Raw genomic sequence first — 16,733 nt, forward strand, 5'->3', positions numbered from 1 at the left:
GGCGACCGGAGCACGGTCGGTCAGCTACTGATTGTCTGGTATGCGCCTCATCTCGGAGAATGGAATCGACGCTCCCTTAATAGCGATCATAGTTGGCAACGACGTTGGCACTCGCTGTCGCGCCAAAGTCAAATTCGACGGATTTCGTCCGACGGTTCATGACGGCACGGCAAGCGGGCGATCTTTCAGGTAGCCGTGAGAGCACAGCGTGCGATTGTTCGCTGTTGCGGCTTTTGACACGGCTGCTGGCATTAGGAGCGACGCGCTGCCGAGAGATCTACTGGGGTACCGCGGATGTCCGAAAGTCGACGACGGTTGACGACCCCAATGAAGTCGTAGGGTTCTGAAGTTCGTGGCATAAACCAGTACAAGACTAGAACGTCGTCCTGTCCACCCTGTTCAAGCGCACCCTCTGAATATGCTCTGAGATTACGCTCAAATTGCTCCGGTTGCACTGGAGCACCGACTGCGACTGCGATTGTCTGCATTTTTTTGCTGGCGCCGAAAGTGATGCCCGAGTGAAAGAAAAGACGCGGATTGCCACTCGTCTTTCTCATTCCCTCCTTCATCAACTTCTCAATCTGTTTCTGTTGCGTGATGTCAACGTTCAGGAGACGATGGCCGAATCGGGTCCAGCCGTCAGGCAGCCTCTTTTCTAGAGAGGTTAGGAGTTTTGCCCAGAACTCGGTGGTCGCAGCAGACGGTGACGACAGTCGAACACCTCGGTTTTCGTCACGGACATACTTTAGGGTGGCGGATAAGCCATACCAGGCGTGGTGGCTTCCATCATATTCGTCCTCACCGATGTTGAATCGCGTTCTCGAATATAGGGCAAGAAGGTCCAATTCGTCCGCCGTGTAGATCGCATTTCGCTCAAGTTCGGCCCTTCGGCTCAGATAGTGACAGCGTTCGACTTCCGTCGGCACCAGCTCGAAGACTGTTTCAAGGTCGAACACCGACATCGTTGGCGCGATGTCCGATTCTTGGGGCACAAGACCGACTTGCTTGAGCTGCGGCCAATGGGATGACAGGGGCCCTACGACATCTTGGACGATATTCACCCGTACAATGTCGCGAACATCTTTGGCCCGAATAATGAGCGGGCCCTGCCGAGTTGAAAATGATAACGGCCCGCTTGTGCCGACAATGCGCTGTTTTAATCGCAGCGACTGTTTCGAAGGCGCGACGATCAATTCATTCAACGTGTCTTTCAAGCTTCGGAAAGCTCCCCGACGGGCCGCGGCGCTTATTTTGGCCGACTTTGCCTCGAATATGAGCACAGTCTTGTCAACGATCGCCACAAGATCGGATTCCCAAGTGGTCACCCCGCCGTCATCGCTCCATTTCACCTGCTCGCGAACATCGGCATGGGGTAAAGATTTCCGCACCGCAGCACTTAGTCGAGCTTCTAACCAGTCCGCACGCGCTTTCTCAGCGGCCTTCTTGAGCTTGGGCAGCTTTCGCGCACAGGCTTTCGACAATCTCTGCCAGGTGCACGCCTAGGATTTGAGGACCGACACAGAAGAACGTTTTGTCGTCCAGCTTAATGAGTGGTTTGCGTTGAACCGGATTGTCAAGATGCAGGTGTTGAAGGTCCGCGTCTGTAACTTCACCGAAACTTATCGACAACTGCGAGAGTACAGCGGTGATCGACTGCCTCTGTTCGATTGGCGCAGCTGCTACCACCTCAGCATTGGAGAACCTGAAAAGGTTCATCCAGCGTTGTTCGTTGATGTTCCACAAAAGTGCAAAAAGCTGCTTTTGATCTTGTAGGAGCATCGCTGCGCGGGAGGAAATCTCTGATTGCTCATTTGGTTCGAGGTTTCGGATGAAAGCCTCAAGCATCGCCTTTCCGGAGTTCTTTCGGGTCATCCAAGCGCGCATTTCTTCCAGATGACCCTGAACCCGGCTTTCACATATGTCGATGATCGCCGCAAGCGCAGCAACGACTTCTGTCGCGTCGCAACCGTAGTGATGCCGGAACGACCCATTGACCGACATCGCTAGCTCTGAAGCATACTGCCGAGTTTGAAACCCCTGCCGCGGCCCCCTAACTGCCAGCGTCCAGCGTTGAATTAGGTTCAACATTTCCTGTCGGCGGTTTTCGGCTGCGTCGGGGGAGACCTTACTTTTTGTTTGATCCTGATAGGCCCGCGCATTCTGACCGATCAGGTCGATGATGCGCTCCGTGACCAGCGGATAATCGGTTTCAGGATCGGCGGTGACGCGGTGACGTGAGAGAGCCAGCGCCTGGATCAATTCAAGGTGAAAAAGCTCCAAGCGGGATTTGTGACCCGGCTTTGATGGGTTCAAACCGTGAATAATCACCGAAAAGGCGGCACGTACCAGAAACTCCAACGCATCGACGGAAGTCGTCTGTTCGACGAGCTTAGCAAGTGTCTGCCGAAACAGATCGGCCGCGACGCTTCCTGCTGCATGAGCGGCGGCTACTTCTTCGTCACTTAACCGGTCCGAGCTCATTTTCATCTCTTTGCCGCCGTGACAATCTCTCTACAAACGCCAAGCTCATCCGGGCGCGTGCCTTCCATCGATCCCACTGTCCGGCCCTGCGCAGGACGCCTCGAACGGAATGCCGAGTTCTTCGCCGATCAGATCGCGCACGAGATATTCGAAGTCTGCCCCGTTGAGGGGCACGTCTGTTGGTTGTGTCAGTTATCGTCCAGTCGACGGGCAAGGCGGACGCCCGGTCCCGCTCCATTCTGTGAAATGAATTCGATCCCCGCCGCTTCCAACGCAGAAGATATCGCCTGAAGTGTTGCCGTCCTGGGAAGCGTTTGAGAGCTTTCAATTCTGGCGAGCGTACGCACTGTCACTCCAGAGGCGTTTGCCAAGTCCTCTCTCGTCCAGTCAATCAAGGCCCGAGCTGCTCGGATCTGCTGAGGCAGTATGTCCGTTTTCATGACATTCATCTTGTTAAAAGTCACAAAAAGTGACATAAGCGATGGTGACTAGCGGCCACACCGGTGCTCGATACACTCGGTGCGGCCTGACCACTACCAAGCTGTTAGGAGCTCGGATCATGGCTGATTCCGACAATAGCACGCCTTTGTCTTTCGTCACCCGCAGGAGGGTACTTGGTGCAACGGCGATTGCAATCTTAGGATGGGAAAGAGGTGCTTTTGCCGATAAGGGGCCGGCAGCAGCTCTCCCTTCCGATCCCGCGCTGGCGATTTGGCGGGAATGGTACAACGCTCACGAACTGAGCGAGCGCCTCTGCGATCAAAGTGCGCACTTGGAACGCACGCTCGTGGAGACCGTCGGTTACCCTTGCGCGACCGTCCAGTTGCCCGGTGACGAGAATGTAACGATCCATTCCCTCGGGGCACTCCGCGAGGTGCTGGGCGCTGGCACCGATGACGCTCGCGCCGATGCAGAAGCCCGGTTGGCGGCTCATCAAGCACGCTGGGATGCCGCCGAGAGGCGAATTGGCTATTCGTCCGTGACAGAGGCGGAAAGGAAGGCAGCTGATCGAGCCGAAGAATTGCTCGAAGCCTTGGCTGCGGCACCTGCCACCTCCCTTGCCGGCGTAGCGGCCAAATTGAATGCGGTGCTTCTTGAGAGCGAGGTGCGTGAGGGAGGCGCAGAGTTTCCCTGGCCGCAGATTCGCTCGGCGTTCGATGATGTCATGCGGCTGGGCCAAGAAGGTGCGTTCGCGTCGGCAGATCGAGACTGTTTTTCGACCGCGCCCATATCGACGAAACCGGAAAGGGAAGGGTAGGGGTTTAGTTCCCAGCCGTCCAAGGCGGCGGCGCGGAAAAGGTGGCTTAAGCGTACACATCGGCCATTCGAGATTGGAGAGAGATCGGCGATCCTTGCCTGGTGCTGCAAAGCGCCTGAAACCGGGCACAGACGATGAAGAGACCAAGGAACGCTTGTCGGTCGGTTGAGACGACCCTGTCCCCACAGAATTGCGCCGTGGATGGTGCCTTCTTGGATAGAACGGCTCGGTTGTTCGAGCAGCGCACTGGCCGAAAGCTCACCAAGGAGGATGCGCGCCAGATCGTGGAAAACGTCACCGGGTTCTTCCGCCTCCTTTCCGAATGGCAAAATATGGAATGAGCGAGGCTTCACCTCGCTCCGCCCTCAGGAGACGAGGCTAAGAGATGGTCAGGAAAACTGCGCAGATCGCAACTCGCAGCGGCTTGGTGAAGGCGCTGCTCTATGCTCGGGTCTCTTCTAAAGAACAGGAGAAGGAAGGCTTTTCCATCCCAGCCCAATGCAAGCTTCTCAGGGAGTATGCGGCTCAGAAGCAGTTTGGTATCGCTCAGGAATTCATCGACATCGAGACGGCGAAGAGCAGCGGGCGGACCAACTTCACCGAGATGGTCAAATATCTGCGAAAGCACCCTGGTGTTCGGGTCGTTCTGGTCGAGAAGACCGATCGGCTCTACCGCAATCTAAAGGATTGGGTGACGCTCGACGAGCTCGATGTCGAGATCCACCTCGCCAAGGAAGGCGTGATTCTCTCGCAGGACTCGCGCTCGTCGGAAAAGTTCATGCACGGCATCAAGGTGCTGATGGCGAAGAACTATATCGACAATCTCTCGGAGGAAGCCCGCAAAGGACAGATGGAGAAGGCGGAGCAGGGGATCTGGCCGACCAAGGCACCGCTGGGCTATCTCAACGTCACGGGAAGCGACGGCAAGAAGGTCATTGCGCCAGACGCTGAGCTGGCTCCGATGATCACGAGGCTGTTCGAGCGCTACTCAACCGGCGGATATTCCCTCAAGGCAATCACGAAGGCAGCCCATGCTGAAGGCCTTGTGTATCCGAAGAATGGACACCCGGTTCCGGTGAGCACGGTTCACTCGATTCTCCGCAATCGTCTCTATACCGGATTGTTTCAATGGAACGGCAAGCGGCACCACGGCAAGCATGAGCCTCTGGTGTCGATCGAACTGTGGGAGCGGGTGCAAGGCGTTCTGACGGGCCGACATGCGACGCCTGTCCATTCCTACGGCTACGAGTTTGCCTTCAGCGGCCTGATGACGTGTGCCAGATGCGGCTGCGCCGTAGTGGCCGAGATCAAGAAGGGCAAATACGTCTACTACCACTGCACTGGTCACAGCGACAAAGGCCGCGGCGGCTATGCCGAGTGCCGCCGCAAGTACGTCCGCGAGGAGGTCCTCGAAGAGACCTTTGGCGCCTTGCTGGACAAGCTCCATTTCGATGAGGAGGTGCTGGATTGGGTCCGCGACGCGCTCAAAGCCAGCCACGCCGATGAGAGGAAGGAGCAGGAACAGGCGATCCTACGGTGCCAAAAAGAATATAAGCGCCTCGAGGATCGGCTACAGGCGATGTACCTGGACAAGCTTGACGGACGCATCGACAGCGCCTTCTACGATCGAATGTCGGCGCAATGGCGGGTCGAGCAGACGCGCCTGCTCCGTGAGATCGAGCGGCATGGCGAGGCCGAGGAATCATACATGGAGGATGGCGTGCGCTTGTTGGAGCTGGCGCGGAACGCCCGCCAACTGTTCGCCCGGCAGGCCCCAGGTGAGAAGAAACGGCTTCTGAATCTGCTGCTGTCGAACTGCACATGGGATGACGGCGAGGTTCGCGCTGTCTTCCGACAACCGTTTGATTTGCTTGCTGAAACGAATGCGGCGCTATCGACCGGCCAGTCCGAAGGGATTGTCACATCCAAAGGACATCCAGTTTGGCTGGGGCGCCAGGATTCGAACCTGGGAATGTCGGTACCAAAAACCGATGCCTTACCACTTGGCGACGCCCCAATTGCCGTCAGAGTCGCTTGTGCGGCGCGTTCTTAGCAGAGCAGCCGAAAAGCACAATCCTTATGAGCGACGATGGGAACGCCCAAAATGGGCAAGCAACGCAGCGCTGCCAGATGACATGCGATGGCTATTCGGCCCACACCGCCATCTCGTTTCCGGCCGGATCGACAAAGTGAAAGCGCCGGCCGCCGGGGAACGAGAAGATCGGCTTGACGATCATGCCGCCGGCACTTTCGACGGCGTCGAGTGTCGCTTCCAGATCCCTACTGTAGAGCACGGGCAGCGGCTTGGCGGGGGCTTCCGCCGCGTCGGCCTGGAAGCCTCCGTCCAACCCCTCGGCAAAGGCTGAGTAGGTCGGTCCATAGTCGGTGAACGACCAGGCAAAGGCAGCGCTGTAGAAAGCCTTGAGCCGGTCCAGCGTTCCGCCGGTCGCCGGCATTTCCAGGTAATCGAGTTTTCCGTGTAGTTTCATGGCGCACCTTTGTTCCTGTTATGTTCTATTCCAAAAGCTCCGGAATGGCAAGTCTTTTTGCCGCATCCTTGGACAGAGCTTTTGCTTAATCGATTGTAGCGGCCGCACAACTTTGCCGACGCCTTGCGTTTCGCACTGCAGCATCATATCGCTCCACAGTCGGACACGGCGGAACTTTCCGTTTCGCCAATCTTTCCAATCTCCTGCAACCGGAGAGCAAAGCATGACCAAATGGGTTTTCACCTTTGGCGATGGTGCGGCGGAAGGCCGTGCCGGCGACAGGAATCTGCTGGGTGGCAAGGGCGCCAATCTGGCCGAGATGTGCAGCCTGGGCCTGCCGGTGCCGCCCGGGTTCACCATCACCACCGAGGTCTGCAACGCTTACTACGCCAATGGCCGCACCTATCCGGCAGGGTTGGAAACGGATGTCGCGGTCGCGCTCGATCACATCGGACGGCTGACTGGCCGCCGGTTCGGCGATCCGTCGAAACTGCTGCTGGTCTCGGTGCGTTCCGGTGCCCGCGCCTCGATGCCCGGCATGATGGATACCGTGCTCAATCTCGGGCTGAACGACGAGACGGTCGAGGCGCTGGCCGCCGATTCGGGCGACGCGCGCTTTGCCTATGACAGCTACCGTCGCTTCATCCAGATGTATTCCGATGTCGTGATGGGTCTCGACCATGAGGTGTTCGAGGAAATCCTCGAAGACCAGAAGGGCGGGCTCGGCTATGAGCTCGACACCGAACTGACGGCTCTCGAATGGCAAGGCGTCATCGCGCTCTATAAGGCCAAGGTCGAGGAAGAACTCGGCAAGCCGTTTCCGCAGGTTCCGCATGAGCAGCTCTGGGGCGCCATCGGCGCGGTGTTTTCGAGCTGGATGAACAACCGCGCCATCACTTACCGGCGCCTGCACGACATCCCCGAAAGCTGGGGCACGGCGGTCAACGTCCAGGCCATGGTGTTCGGCAATATGGGCGAAACCTCGGCCACCGGCGTTGCCTTCACCCGCAATCCCTCGACCGGCGAAAAGATGCTCTATGGCGAGTTCCTGGTCAACGCGCAGGGCGAGGACGTCGTTGCCGGCATCCGCACGCCCCAGAACATCACCGAGGCGGCGCGCATTGCCGCCGGATCGGACAAGCCGTCCTTGCAGAAGCTGATGCCGGACGCGTTTCAGTCCTTCGTCACCATCTCCGATAGTCTGGAGAAGCACTACCGCGACATGCAGGACCTCGAATTCACCATCGAGCGCGGCAAATTGTGGATGCTGCAGACCCGTTCCGGCAAGCGCACTGCCAAGGCGGCGTTGAAGATCGCCGTCGAAATGGCAAGGGACAAGCTGATTACCAAGGAAGAGGCGGTCGCCCGCATCGATCCGGCCTCGCTAGACCAGCTGCTGCACCCGACCATCGATCCCAAGGCAGCGCGCGACGTCATCGGCGTCGGGCTGCCTGCCTCTCCCGGTGCCGCCACCGGCGAGATCGTCTTCTCCTCTGCTGACGCCGAGGAGCTGAAGACGCAAGGCCGCAAGGCGATCCTGGTGCGCATCGAAACCAGTCCTGAAGACATTCACGGCATGCATGCGGCCGAGGGCATCCTGACCACGCGCGGCGGCATGACCAGCCATGCCGCGGTCGTCGCCCGCGGCATGGGCAAACCCTGTGTGTCTGGCGCAGGCTCACTGCGCGTCGACTACAAGGCCGGCACGCTGATGGCGATGGGGGCGACCTTCCGCAAGGGCGACATCGTCACCATCGACGGCGGCAATGGCCAGGTGCTGAAGGGTGCCGTGCCGATGCTACAGCCGGAACTGTCCGGCGATTTCGCCGCCATCATGGAGTGGGCGGACGCCGTTCGCCGCATGAAGGTGCGCACCAATGCCGAAACGCCGCTCGATGCGCGCATGGCGCGCTCCTTCGGCGCCGAAGGCATCGGGCTTTGCCGTACCGAGCACATGTTCTTCGATGGCGATCGCATCGTTGCCATGCGCGAGATGATCCTGGCCGACACCGAGAAGGACCGGCGCACGGCACTCGGCAAGCTGCTGCCGATGCAGCGCTCGGATTTCCTCGAACTGTTCGAGATCATGGCCGGCCTGCCGGTGACGATCCGCCTGCTCGATCCGCCGCTGCACGAATTCCTGCCGAAGACCGAGGAGGAGGTGGCCGAGGTTGCCGCCGCCATGAAGGTGTCGCCCGACAAGCTCCGCCAGCGCACCGACGCGCTGCATGAATTCAACCCGATGCTCGGCCATCGCGGCTGCCGGCTTGCGGTTTCGTACCCCGAGATCGCCGAGATGCAGGCGCGCGCCATTTTCGAGGCCGCAGTCGAGGCGGGCAAGAAGGCCGGCGCACTTGTCGTTCCCGAAATCATGGTGCCGCTGGTCGGCCTGGTGAAAGAACTCGACTACGTCAAGGCGCGCATCGATGCCGTCGCCAAAAGCGTCATGCAGGAAACCGGCGTCAAGATCGACTATCTGACTGGAACCATGATTGAACTCCCCCGCGCGGCGATCCGCGCCCATGTCATCGCCGCTACGGCCGAATTCTTCTCCTTCGGCACCAATGACCTGACCCAGACCACATTCGGCATCTCGCGCGACGATGCGGCCTCGTTCCTGGAGACCTACCGCCAGAAGGGCATCATCGATCAGGATCCGTTCGTCTCCCTCGACATCGACGGGGTTGGCGAACTGGTGCGCATGGCTGCCGAAAAGGGCAGGGCGACACGGCCCGACATCAAGCTCGGCATCTGTGGCGAACATGGCGGCGATCCGGCCTCGATTCGGTTTTGCGAAGAGGTCGGCCTCGACTACGTGTCCTGCTCGCCCTATCGCGTGCCGATTGCGAGGTTAGCGGCCGCGCAGGCGGCGGTGCTGGTTGCGAAAGCAATTCCCGGAAAAGTGTGAAGCAGTTTCCGTCCCGAATTGCGTCAAAGCAAAGAGCTGGAGCAATTCCAGGAAAAGTGTGATACGCTTTTGCTTCCGGAATTGCGTCAAAGCAAAGGAGATTCGCCGTTTCCGTGAACGGTGAATTGCTCTAAGGCCGGCCGCGGATAGGATCCATCCGGTCGAGCTTACCGTTTTGTAAAGCAATTCACACGAACGTGCTGACGGCATTGCGTAATCATTGCGTAATTTCGACATCCCGCCAATTGTCCTGGGAAACAGATGTTGCAGACTGCACCCGCGCCGATTCGCTCGATCCTGGTCATTCAGACGAAGTACATTGGAGATCTCGTTCTCGCCTCGGTGCTCTCAGAAAACCTGCGGCTCGAATTCCCCGATGCCAGGCTGGTGTTTCTGTGCGACGCTCGCTTCGCGAGCTTCGTAGTCGCCCATGACATTGCCTCCGAGGTGGTCACGTTCAGGCGTGCCCACCTGCGCGGCACCCCCCTGCAGCGCGGCAAGGAGCTTTACGCCGTCGTGCGGGCGCTGCGCCGTTTCCATTTCGATCTGACGATCGACCTGGCCGATTCAAAGACGTCACGCATGCTCACCGGGCTGGTCAATGCAAAGACCCGTGTCGGCTACAATCCCACCGAGAGGCCATTGCGTCTGCTGGAGCGGCAGCCCGCCAACGTGTTTGCCAAGCCATTTGGCTTTGGTGAGGAACATTTCGTCTACCGCTATCTTTCGCCGCTCCAGGCGCTTGGCATCGGTCTCCATGTGACGGTTCCAAACCTCCAACCGCTGCCGCCCGAGACGTCAAATGCGTTGGCGCTGCTGGGCAAGCATTATGTTCATCCAAACGCTTTCATCGCCGTGCACGCCGGCGCAAGCTTTGAAGGGCGACGTTGGCAGCCGGAGCGGTTTGCCGAGGCGATTGGAGAGATTGCCGGCGAAACCGGTTTGGACGTCGTTCTGGTCGGCGGCCCGGACGAGCGCGAGATTGCCGAACGCATCGTCGCCAGGACGGCGTCGCCCGTCGTCAATCTCGTTGGAGCGCTGTCGCTTGAGACGTTGCTGGCGGTGCTGAAACAGGCCCGGCTGTTTCTCGGCAATGAGAGCGGCCCGATGCACATGGCGGCTGCAGCCGGAATCCCGGTTGTCGGGCTGTTCGGCTTGACGCCGCCGTCGCAGTGGGGTCCCGTTGGCGTGCCCAATATCGCGCTTCAACCGCCGATGCCTTGCGACTGCGTGGCCAACGACCGTTGCGGCCGGCCGGATTTCGGCAGGGCCTACTGCGTCTGGCGACTGGAGGTCAAACCAGTCGTCGATGCGGTGCGCGAACTCCTGTCGCGCACCGACGTGAAGCTCGAACGCGCCATCTGAGTTCATGCGTCGCGCGGACAACGGCCATCGCGGGCCGCGGAATAGCCGCTCGCACCACGGACAGTCAAATTGTCGCGCCGGGCGCTTTCTGCTATGCACCATCCCGATTTTCGCCTTCATGCGGGTCTTGGGATACCTGCCTGAAAGCACCGGTCGGGAAGTCGGTTTGATGCGCCTGCTGCAAAGAAGTCTCTGCGTGATCGCCATGTCGTTGGCCGTGGTGTCCAGCGGCCACGCCGCGCCGCTTGTCGAGCCGACATTGCACATCAGGCCGGAGGCAAGCGGAGCCGGCCGCGTTGCGCTCACGCTCGATGCCTGCGGTGGACAGACCGACACCCGGATACTTTCGGCGCTGGTCGAAAACAAGATACCCGCCACCATTTTCGTGACAGGCATCTGGCTGAAGCGAAACGCCGCCGCGGTCGAGGTCATGCGGGCGCATCCCGACCTGTTCGAGCTGGAAAATCACGGCGGCCATCATATCCCTGCCGTCGACACGCCGCAAAAGATCTACGGCATCCGCAGCGCCGGCAGCCCCGACGCCGTGCTGGCCGAGGTCCAGTCGGGTGCCGCCGCCCTTGCCAAGACCGGCGAGCCGGCGCCGAAATGGTTTCGTGGTGCGACCGCCGAATACAGCCCGTCGGCGATCGCCATGATCCGCAAGCTTGGCTTCAAGATCGCGGGATTCTCCATAAACGGCGATGGTGGCTCATTGCTCGGCGCCAGGGAAACCGCGCGGCGCATCGCGGCGGCCAAGGACGGCGACGTCATTATCTCGCACATCAACCAGCCGACCCATGCGGCCGGCGAAGGCGTGGTGCAGGGGCTTCTGGCGCTCAAGGCCAAGGGCCTGACCTTCGTGCGGCTCGACGATGCCGACGGCTTCGGCAATCACGGCACCACGGACTAGAGCAATTCCAGGAAAAGTGTGAAACGGTTTTCCGTCCGGAATTGCGTCGTTCGCCGTTTCCGTGAAACGGTGAACTGCTCTAGGTGCGTTGATATTCGGGTGATGTCGGCCCGACCTGACTCCCGATGCACCTGAGAGGCAAGTCGAAGTGCTCAGCCCGCTTTTGCTTCGATGCTGACCTTGCTGGCGTAGAATGCGCCGTGGTCGCGGATTTCAGCCATTTCGTCGAAAGGCTGCTCGTAAGCCCACATCGCGTTCTGGCCGGTCTCGCCCGCAGGCAGCACGCTCCAATAGCTGGCATCGCCCTTGTAGGGACAGTGGGTCGAATGTTCCGTGCTGCTGAGCTTGCCGAAATCGATGTCGGCGAACGGAATGTAGAAGGCCGCGGGATAGGGGGGCTCGGTCAGCACCTTGGCCTTCGTCGATGAAGCTATGACCGTGTCTCCGACACGCACCGTAACGGTCCCGACATAAGGCTCGATGGTGATGACCTTGTCGGGATTGCGTTGGAACCCGGGTGCCGGGTTGACGATCTGATCCATGCGGGTTCTCCTTGCCTCGGCTTTAAGGTGTGTCGCGCAAACGCGTTGCGCAAGGCCTGCTGTCGCCACGCAAGGCACAAACCGTTAGCCCAGGCCGGGTGCAGGCCCGATCACGGTTTCGAAGATTGCCTGAGATGGTCAGGCGGCGGTCTTGAACGCATCCATCAGCCCGGCATAGGCGGCTGCGATACCGGCCACCGGATTGCTGCTTCTCGACGTGGTCTCGACCTTCAGGGGGCCGCCACCGGTTGGCAAGGTGAGCAGCAGGAACTGACGATTGCCACCGTCGCCGATGGATGCGGCTGCGACGTGCTGGCCTTCGCCTTCGTTCTGGACGCACATCTTGAACAGCAGTGTGCCGCCGACCGCTTCCAGCGCGCCGCCGACAACTTCAACAAATTCATCTTCGGAAACGGTCTTTGTATCAGGGCCCAGATCGGCCAGACTTTCGGCAAGCGTATTCTCAAGGGACTTGTCGTCGAGCTGCGCGTCCATGCGAACCTCTTTCAGTCGCCAATCGCCCCTTGCCCGTTAACTAACCTTAATGCCGACGATGGCCGGATTGTGGCGGTCTTGTCCGTCATGCCGATCAATACTGGGCTTGCCGGTGCTGGTGGCTGGACAATCCGCCGGTTCGCTCCACAATGGCACGAAAAAGCACGACGCAAAGCGCAGGGGAGGAACGAATGCTGGGACTGATGCAGGAATGGCCGCTGCTTTGCCACAAGCTCATCGACAATGCCGAGCGGCAGCATGGCGTGCGCGAGATCGTGTCGCGCTCGATCGAGGGGCCGATCGTGCGCACCAGCTACGCGGACATCCATCGCCGCGCCCTGAAGGTCGCCCAACGGCTGGAACGCGACGGCTATCGCCTGGGCGACCGCATCGCCACACTCGCGTGGAACACGGCGCGCCACATCGAGGCCTGGTACGGCATCATGGGCATCGGCGCCATCTACCATACGCTCAATCCGCGCCTGTTTCCCGAGCAGATCGTCTGGATCATGAACAATGCTGAGGACAAGGCTGTCTTCGTCGACCTGACCTTCGTGCCGTTGCTCGAGAAGATCGCCGGCGCCGTCAAGTCGCTGAAACAGGTGATCGTGCTGACCGACAAGGCGCACATGCCGCAGACGACCCTGCCGAATGTGGTTGCCTATGAAGAATGGCTTGATGAGGCGGATGGCGACTTCGCCTGGAAGACCTTCGACGAAGGCACGGCTGCCGGTATGTGCTACACGTCGGGGACCACGGGCGATCCGAAGGGCGTCGTCTACAGCCACCGCTCGAACGTGCTGCACGCCATGATCGCCGCCATGCCTGACGCCATGGGGCTGTCGGCACGCGATACGATCTTGCCGGTCGTGCCGATGTTCCACGCCAATGCCTGGGGCCTTGGCCAGAGCGGGCCGATGATCGGCGCCAAGCTGGTCATGCCCGGCTCCAAGATGGACGGCGCCTCGATCTATGAATTGCTCGACACCGAGAAGGTGACCTTCAGCGCTGCTGTGCCGACCGTCTGGATGATGCTGCTGCAGTATCTGGAGGAGACCGGCAAGAAGCTTCCCTATCTGAACAAGGTCGTCATCGGCGGCTCGTCCTGCCCGCGCGCGATCATGACCAAGTTTCAGCAGAACTACGATGTCCAGGTCATCCACGCTTGGGGCATGACCGAAATGTCGCCGCTCGGCACGCTGTGCACCTTGAAGCCGGACTATGCCGGTCTCCAGGGTGAAGCCCGGCTCGACGTCCAGCAGAAACAGGGCTACCCGCCCTTCGGCGTCGAAATGAAGGTGACCGACGACGACGACAATGTTCAGCCTTGGGATGGCAAGACATTTGGCCGCTTGAAGGTGCGTGGACCGGCCGTTGCCCGCGCCTACTATGGCGGTGTTGGCTCGGAGCAGTTCGACGAGGACGGCTGGTTCGACACCGGCGACGTCGCTCACATCGACGCCGGCGGCTATATGCAGATTACCGATCGCGCCAAGGACGTCATCAAGTCCGGCGGTGAATGGATTTCGACCATCGATCTCGAGAACCTGGCTGTGGGTCATCCCGATGTCGCCGAGGCAGCAGCCATCGGAGTCCATCATTCGAAGTGGGGCGAGCGGCCGTTGCTGGTCGTTGTTCGCAAGCCGGGCAAGGAACCGACCAAGGCTGACATTCTCGACTTCATGGATGGCAAGGTCGCCAAATGGTGGATGCCGGACGATGTCGCCTTCGTCGGCGAAATACCGCACACCGCCACCGGCAAGATCCAGAAGATCACCTTGCGTCAGCAATTCCGGGACTATCGCTTGCCGACGGATTGACGGGAATGTTGCGTCTTTCGGCTTCAAGCCGCCAGCAAAAGGTTCTAAGGCAATTCCGGGAATTGCGTCAAAACAAAGAGATAGGCGGTTTATCGTTTCGTGAAACGACGAACCGCTCTACGTCTCCGTTCGGGTTGGGGTGGTGCGGCAATCGATGGCAAGTATTCCTGAACGGCAGACCTCGAAGGCGGCCGGATGGTCGCGACGCACGGCCGCCTTTTCGGCGGTGCTGCTGCTGACCGCTTTCGTCGGCCATCGCATCGACCTCGTCGAAACGCCTGTCTTCCTGTGGGTGATGGGTATTGTGGCGCTGCTGGCGGCCCTGGCGCTGTTGTTTGCCGGGTTTGCCTTTTCGCGGCTGTGGAACTTCGGCGACCTTGGCGGTCGTGACCTGACGGTCGGCGCCTTGCTGGCGCTGCTGGTGCTCGCACCCTATGGCGTTGCCGCATACTGGGCGACGATCTATCCGCCGCTCAGGGATATCTCGACGGATTTCGACAATCCACCCGCGCTCGACGTGAGCGACCGGACCAAAGAGATGAATGTGCTCTCCCCATCCACGCCTGGCGAACAGCGGCTGCAGACCGAGAGCTATCCGCTGGTCAGCGCACGCAGCTACGACCTGCCGTTCGACACCGTCGTGGATGCCGTCGAGACCGTGCTCGACCGGCGCGATTGGGACCTTTCCGAGCCCTATCCAGACCTCAGGGGGCAAACCGAAGTGACGATTACCGCAGTGGCCAAAGGCTTTGTCCTTGGTCTTCCCGCCGACGTCGCGATCCGCGTGACCGACGACGGGGACACAATCATCGTCGACATGCGGTCGGCCTCTCGTTACGGCCGCTACGATCTCGGCGACAATGCCGCGCATATCGTCGATTTTCTCGCCGAACTCGACCAGGAAGTCGCCGGTCAGGTTGGCGCGGCTCCGGCCGAATGAGGCTTGAGGCCGGATGAGCGACGGCAAGGGACTGATGATGCGCACGCTTTGAGTTGTGAATCTGACAGTGTCGACGCCTATCTGGAACGAATAACTTCGGCGCGTTTTACCTCGGTTTCTAAGTGAGGGATACCAGATGGACTCCTTAAAACCAATATTAACGGTAAACCCGCCCATCAATTGCCTCAAGATTATTTTGGGTTATTGTTTTTGTTTTACTAGTCTGATGATCATCAACGTCAGTCCGGTGAAGGCCGATACCGCTTTTGGCTCCGGTCCACTGTTTGTGCATATGATTGAACATATGGCCTCGTCTGAGAATAATTTCTCATGCACAGTATACTTTCTAGAGCAATATCAGCTCTCGGAGGATGCAAAGTGTAAACAAACAAACGATTTCATAAAGTATAATTTTGACAGAAAGCATATTGATTTAGATGATAAGAAATATATCGGGATTTTGCTAGAGAGAATGCTGAGAGTTCTCATTAGAAACGGCGCGATTGCTAGCAGTTTAAGGCCGGAAGGGGAGTAAGATGTGTATGTCATAGGCGGAACTCGACCAGGAAGTCGCCGGTCAGGTTGGCGCGGCTCCGGCCGAATGAGCTTGGCGGCCTATCTGGCCGGCGTGAAATTGCCGTCAATGGCTGGTGCGGCGTCTGTCACGACCAGGCCGCGTTCCACCAGGTCCTCGAGATGGGCAAGCACCGACAATCCGGCAGCGCCATGCAGCCGCGGGTCGGTATCGCGATAGATCGCCTTGACCATGTCCACGATCGTCCGATCGCCGGCTCTGACCCGCTCCAGGATGGCGCGCTCGCGCATCTTGCGATGCGTCTTCAACCCGCGCATGAAACGGCGCGGTGCGGTCACCGGCCCGCCATGTCCCGGCAGCAGCAGGCGGTCCCCGCGTTCGATCAGCCGGTCCAGCGAGGCCATATAGTCGGCCATCGCCCCATCCGGTGGCGCGACGATCGACGTCGCCCATGCCATGACATGATCGGCTGAAAACAGGATCCCGGTTCCTTCCAGCGCGAATGTCGCGTGATTGGCGGTGTGGCCCGGGGTCAAAATCGTCCTGATCGACCAGCCGTCGCCGTCGACCACCCTGTCGTCGGGCAATGCGATATCGGGAACGAAAGCAGTGTCGGCACTGGCGTCGAGCGCGTTGGTCTCGCCGATATGCAGGGGTCTTGCAGGGCGATGCGGTCCTTCCGCCAGCACGGCGGCGCCGGTGCGCTCTTTCAGCCGGGCCGCCAGCGGGGAATGGTCGCGGTGCGTGTGGCTCACGAAGATATGGCTGACCGGCCGGCCTACGATCACATCGAGCAGGGTCTGCAGATGCGCCTCGTCGTCCGGCCCAGGATCGATCACCGCCAGCGTATCGCGGCCAACGATGTAGCTGTTGGTGCCGTGAAAGGTGAAGGGACTTGGATTGCGGGCGGTGATGCGCTGGATATCAGGCGCGACGCTCACCGCCTTGCCATAGGCGGGATCGAAGCCGGTTTCGAATTTGAGAGCCATG

General features: G+C 59.8%; 14 protein-coding genes, 1 tRNA gene and 1 pseudogene. 8 read left to right on the forward strand and 8 right to left on the reverse strand.

Going from position 1 to position 16,733, the window contains the following annotated elements:
* Window positions 1–251: 251 nt before the first annotated feature.
* The 3 genes from AC1DYW_RS10725 to AC1DYW_RS10735 all read right to left on the reverse strand — a co-directional run bounded on the left by AC1DYW_RS10725 (window position 252) and on the right by AC1DYW_RS10735 (window position 2,957).
* A complete protein-coding gene (locus tag AC1DYW_RS10725; RefSeq protein WP_477226117.1) occupies window positions 252–1,481 on the reverse strand; it encodes a hypothetical protein in 1,230 nt (409 codons plus the stop codon).
* Complete coding sequence (locus AC1DYW_RS10730) at window positions 1,432–2,481, reverse strand: hypothetical protein (RefSeq protein WP_477226118.1); 1,050 nt, start codon at window positions 2,479–2,481, stop codon at window positions 1,432–1,434. Before AC1DYW_RS10730 ends, AC1DYW_RS10725 begins: the two co-directional genes overlap by 50 nt.
* A gap of 188 nt (window positions 2,482–2,669) precedes the next feature.
* On the reverse strand, window positions 2,670–2,957 hold the full coding sequence (locus AC1DYW_RS10735) for a helix-turn-helix domain-containing protein (protein WP_353005226.1): 288 nt from the start codon (window positions 2,955–2,957) through the stop codon (window positions 2,670–2,672).
* Between the two features lie 83 nt (window positions 2,958–3,040).
* On the opposite strand from AC1DYW_RS10735, the gene AC1DYW_RS10740 reads away from it, so the two are divergent.
* From AC1DYW_RS10740 to AC1DYW_RS10750, 3 genes and pseudogenes are all read left to right on the forward strand, one after another.
* Window positions 3,041–3,739 (forward strand): hypothetical protein, encoded by a 699-nt coding sequence (locus AC1DYW_RS10740; RefSeq protein WP_477226119.1) that lies wholly within the window; start codon window positions 3,041–3,043, stop codon window positions 3,737–3,739.
* Between the two features lie 197 nt (window positions 3,740–3,936).
* Entirely contained in the window at window positions 3,937–4,080 is a 144-nt protein-coding gene (locus tag AC1DYW_RS10745; RefSeq protein WP_477226120.1) for a hypothetical protein, read from the forward strand.
* 44 nt (window positions 4,081–4,124) lie between these two features.
* Window positions 4,125–5,153 (forward strand): annotated as a pseudogene (locus AC1DYW_RS10750) (recombinase family protein); the annotation flags it as partial.
* Window positions 5,154–5,681: 528 nt separating this feature from the next.
* Here the strand turns inward: AC1DYW_RS10750 and AC1DYW_RS10755 are convergent.
* Window positions 5,682–5,756 (reverse strand) — tRNA-Gln (locus AC1DYW_RS10755).
* Window positions 5,757–5,883: 127 nt separating this feature from the next.
* The gene (locus AC1DYW_RS10760) at window positions 5,884–6,228 is read right to left on the reverse strand and encodes a VOC family protein (RefSeq protein WP_477226121.1); all 345 of its coding nucleotides are present in this window, start codon (window positions 6,226–6,228) and stop codon (window positions 5,884–5,886) included.
* Between the two features lie 223 nt (window positions 6,229–6,451).
* On the opposite strand from AC1DYW_RS10760, the gene ppdK reads away from it, so the two are divergent.
* The 3 genes from ppdK (at window position 6,452) to AC1DYW_RS10775 (ending at window position 11,411) form a co-directional block, all read left to right on the forward strand.
* The gene (gene ppdK, locus AC1DYW_RS10765; protein ID WP_477226122.1) at window positions 6,452–9,136 is read left to right on the forward strand and encodes a pyruvate, phosphate dikinase; all 2,685 of its coding nucleotides are present in this window, start codon (window positions 6,452–6,454) and stop codon (window positions 9,134–9,136) included.
* A gap of 261 nt (window positions 9,137–9,397) precedes the next feature.
* On the forward strand, window positions 9,398–10,501 hold the full coding sequence (locus AC1DYW_RS10770; RefSeq protein WP_477226123.1) for a glycosyltransferase family 9 protein: 1,104 nt from the start codon (window positions 9,398–9,400) through the stop codon (window positions 10,499–10,501).
* A gap of 169 nt (window positions 10,502–10,670) precedes the next feature.
* Window positions 10,671–11,411 (forward strand): polysaccharide deacetylase family protein, encoded by a 741-nt coding sequence (locus tag AC1DYW_RS10775; protein WP_477226124.1) that lies wholly within the window; start codon window positions 10,671–10,673, stop codon window positions 11,409–11,411.
* 152 nt (window positions 11,412–11,563) lie between these two features.
* Here the strand turns inward: AC1DYW_RS10775 and AC1DYW_RS10780 are convergent, their stop codons facing one another.
* Together AC1DYW_RS10780 and AC1DYW_RS10785 are read right to left on the reverse strand one after the other, a co-directional pair.
* Complete coding sequence (locus AC1DYW_RS10780) at window positions 11,564–11,953, reverse strand: DUF427 domain-containing protein (RefSeq protein ID WP_457154219.1); 390 nt, start codon at window positions 11,951–11,953, stop codon at window positions 11,564–11,566.
* A gap of 138 nt (window positions 11,954–12,091) precedes the next feature.
* Window positions 12,092–12,448 carry a hypothetical protein gene (locus AC1DYW_RS10785; protein WP_457154218.1) on the reverse strand — a complete coding sequence of 119 codons (357 nt, stop codon included), beginning with the start codon at window positions 12,446–12,448 and terminating at the stop codon, window positions 12,092–12,094.
* 191 nt (window positions 12,449–12,639) lie between these two features.
* Between AC1DYW_RS10785 and AC1DYW_RS10790 the strand changes: the two genes are divergently transcribed.
* The gene (locus tag AC1DYW_RS10790; RefSeq protein ID WP_477226125.1) at window positions 12,640–14,268 is read left to right on the forward strand and encodes a fatty-acid--CoA ligase; all 1,629 of its coding nucleotides are present in this window, start codon (window positions 12,640–12,642) and stop codon (window positions 14,266–14,268) included.
* A 154-nt stretch (window positions 14,269–14,422) separates the two neighbouring features.
* Window positions 14,423–15,208, forward strand: coding sequence for a DUF1499 domain-containing protein (locus AC1DYW_RS10795; RefSeq protein ID WP_477226126.1), 786 nt, complete (start codon window positions 14,423–14,425; stop codon window positions 15,206–15,208).
* Between the two features lie 615 nt (window positions 15,209–15,823).
* Here the strand turns inward: AC1DYW_RS10795 and AC1DYW_RS10800 are convergent.
* Window positions 15,824–16,732 (reverse strand): MBL fold metallo-hydrolase, encoded by a 909-nt coding sequence (locus AC1DYW_RS10800; protein WP_477226127.1) that lies wholly within the window; start codon window positions 16,730–16,732, stop codon window positions 15,824–15,826.
* Window position 16,733: the final 1 nt, after the last annotated feature.

This window comes from Mesorhizobium sp. P2_D5 (assembly GCF_056404355.1).

Bases quoted from the DNA above. Each gene is read 5' to 3' on its own strand.
- AC1DYW_RS10730 (WP_477226118.1), bottom strand. From the start codon at position 2,481: ATGAGCTCGGACCGGTTAAGTGACGAAGAAGTAGCCGCCGCTCATGCA.
- ppdK (WP_477226122.1), top strand. From the start codon at position 6,452: ATGACCAAATGGGTTTTCACCTTTGGCGATGGTGCGGCGGAAGGCCGT.
- AC1DYW_RS10735 (WP_353005226.1), bottom strand. From the start codon at position 2,957: ATGTCACTTTTTGTGACTTTTAACAAGATGAATGTCATGAAAACGGAC.
- AC1DYW_RS10800 (WP_477226127.1), bottom strand. From the start codon at position 16,732: ATGGCTCTCAAATTCGAAACCGGCTTCGATCCCGCCTATGGCAAGGCG.
- AC1DYW_RS10740 (WP_477226119.1), top strand. From the start codon at position 3,041: ATGGCTGATTCCGACAATAGCACGCCTTTGTCTTTCGTCACCCGCAGG.
- AC1DYW_RS10760 (WP_477226121.1), bottom strand. From the start codon at position 6,228: ATGAAACTACACGGAAAACTCGATTACCTGGAAATGCCGGCGACCGGC.
- AC1DYW_RS10795 (WP_477226126.1), top strand. From the start codon at position 14,423: ATGGCAAGTATTCCTGAACGGCAGACCTCGAAGGCGGCCGGATGGTCG.
- AC1DYW_RS10785 (WP_457154218.1), bottom strand. From the start codon at position 12,448: ATGGACGCGCAGCTCGACGACAAGTCCCTTGAGAATACGCTTGCCGAA.
- AC1DYW_RS10770 (WP_477226123.1), top strand. From the start codon at position 9,398: ATGTTGCAGACTGCACCCGCGCCGATTCGCTCGATCCTGGTCATTCAG.
- AC1DYW_RS10790 (WP_477226125.1), top strand. From the start codon at position 12,640: ATGCTGGGACTGATGCAGGAATGGCCGCTGCTTTGCCACAAGCTCATC.
- AC1DYW_RS10780 (WP_457154219.1), bottom strand. From the start codon at position 11,953: ATGGATCAGATCGTCAACCCGGCACCCGGGTTCCAACGCAATCCCGAC.
- AC1DYW_RS10775 (WP_477226124.1), top strand. From the start codon at position 10,671: ATGCGCCTGCTGCAAAGAAGTCTCTGCGTGATCGCCATGTCGTTGGCC.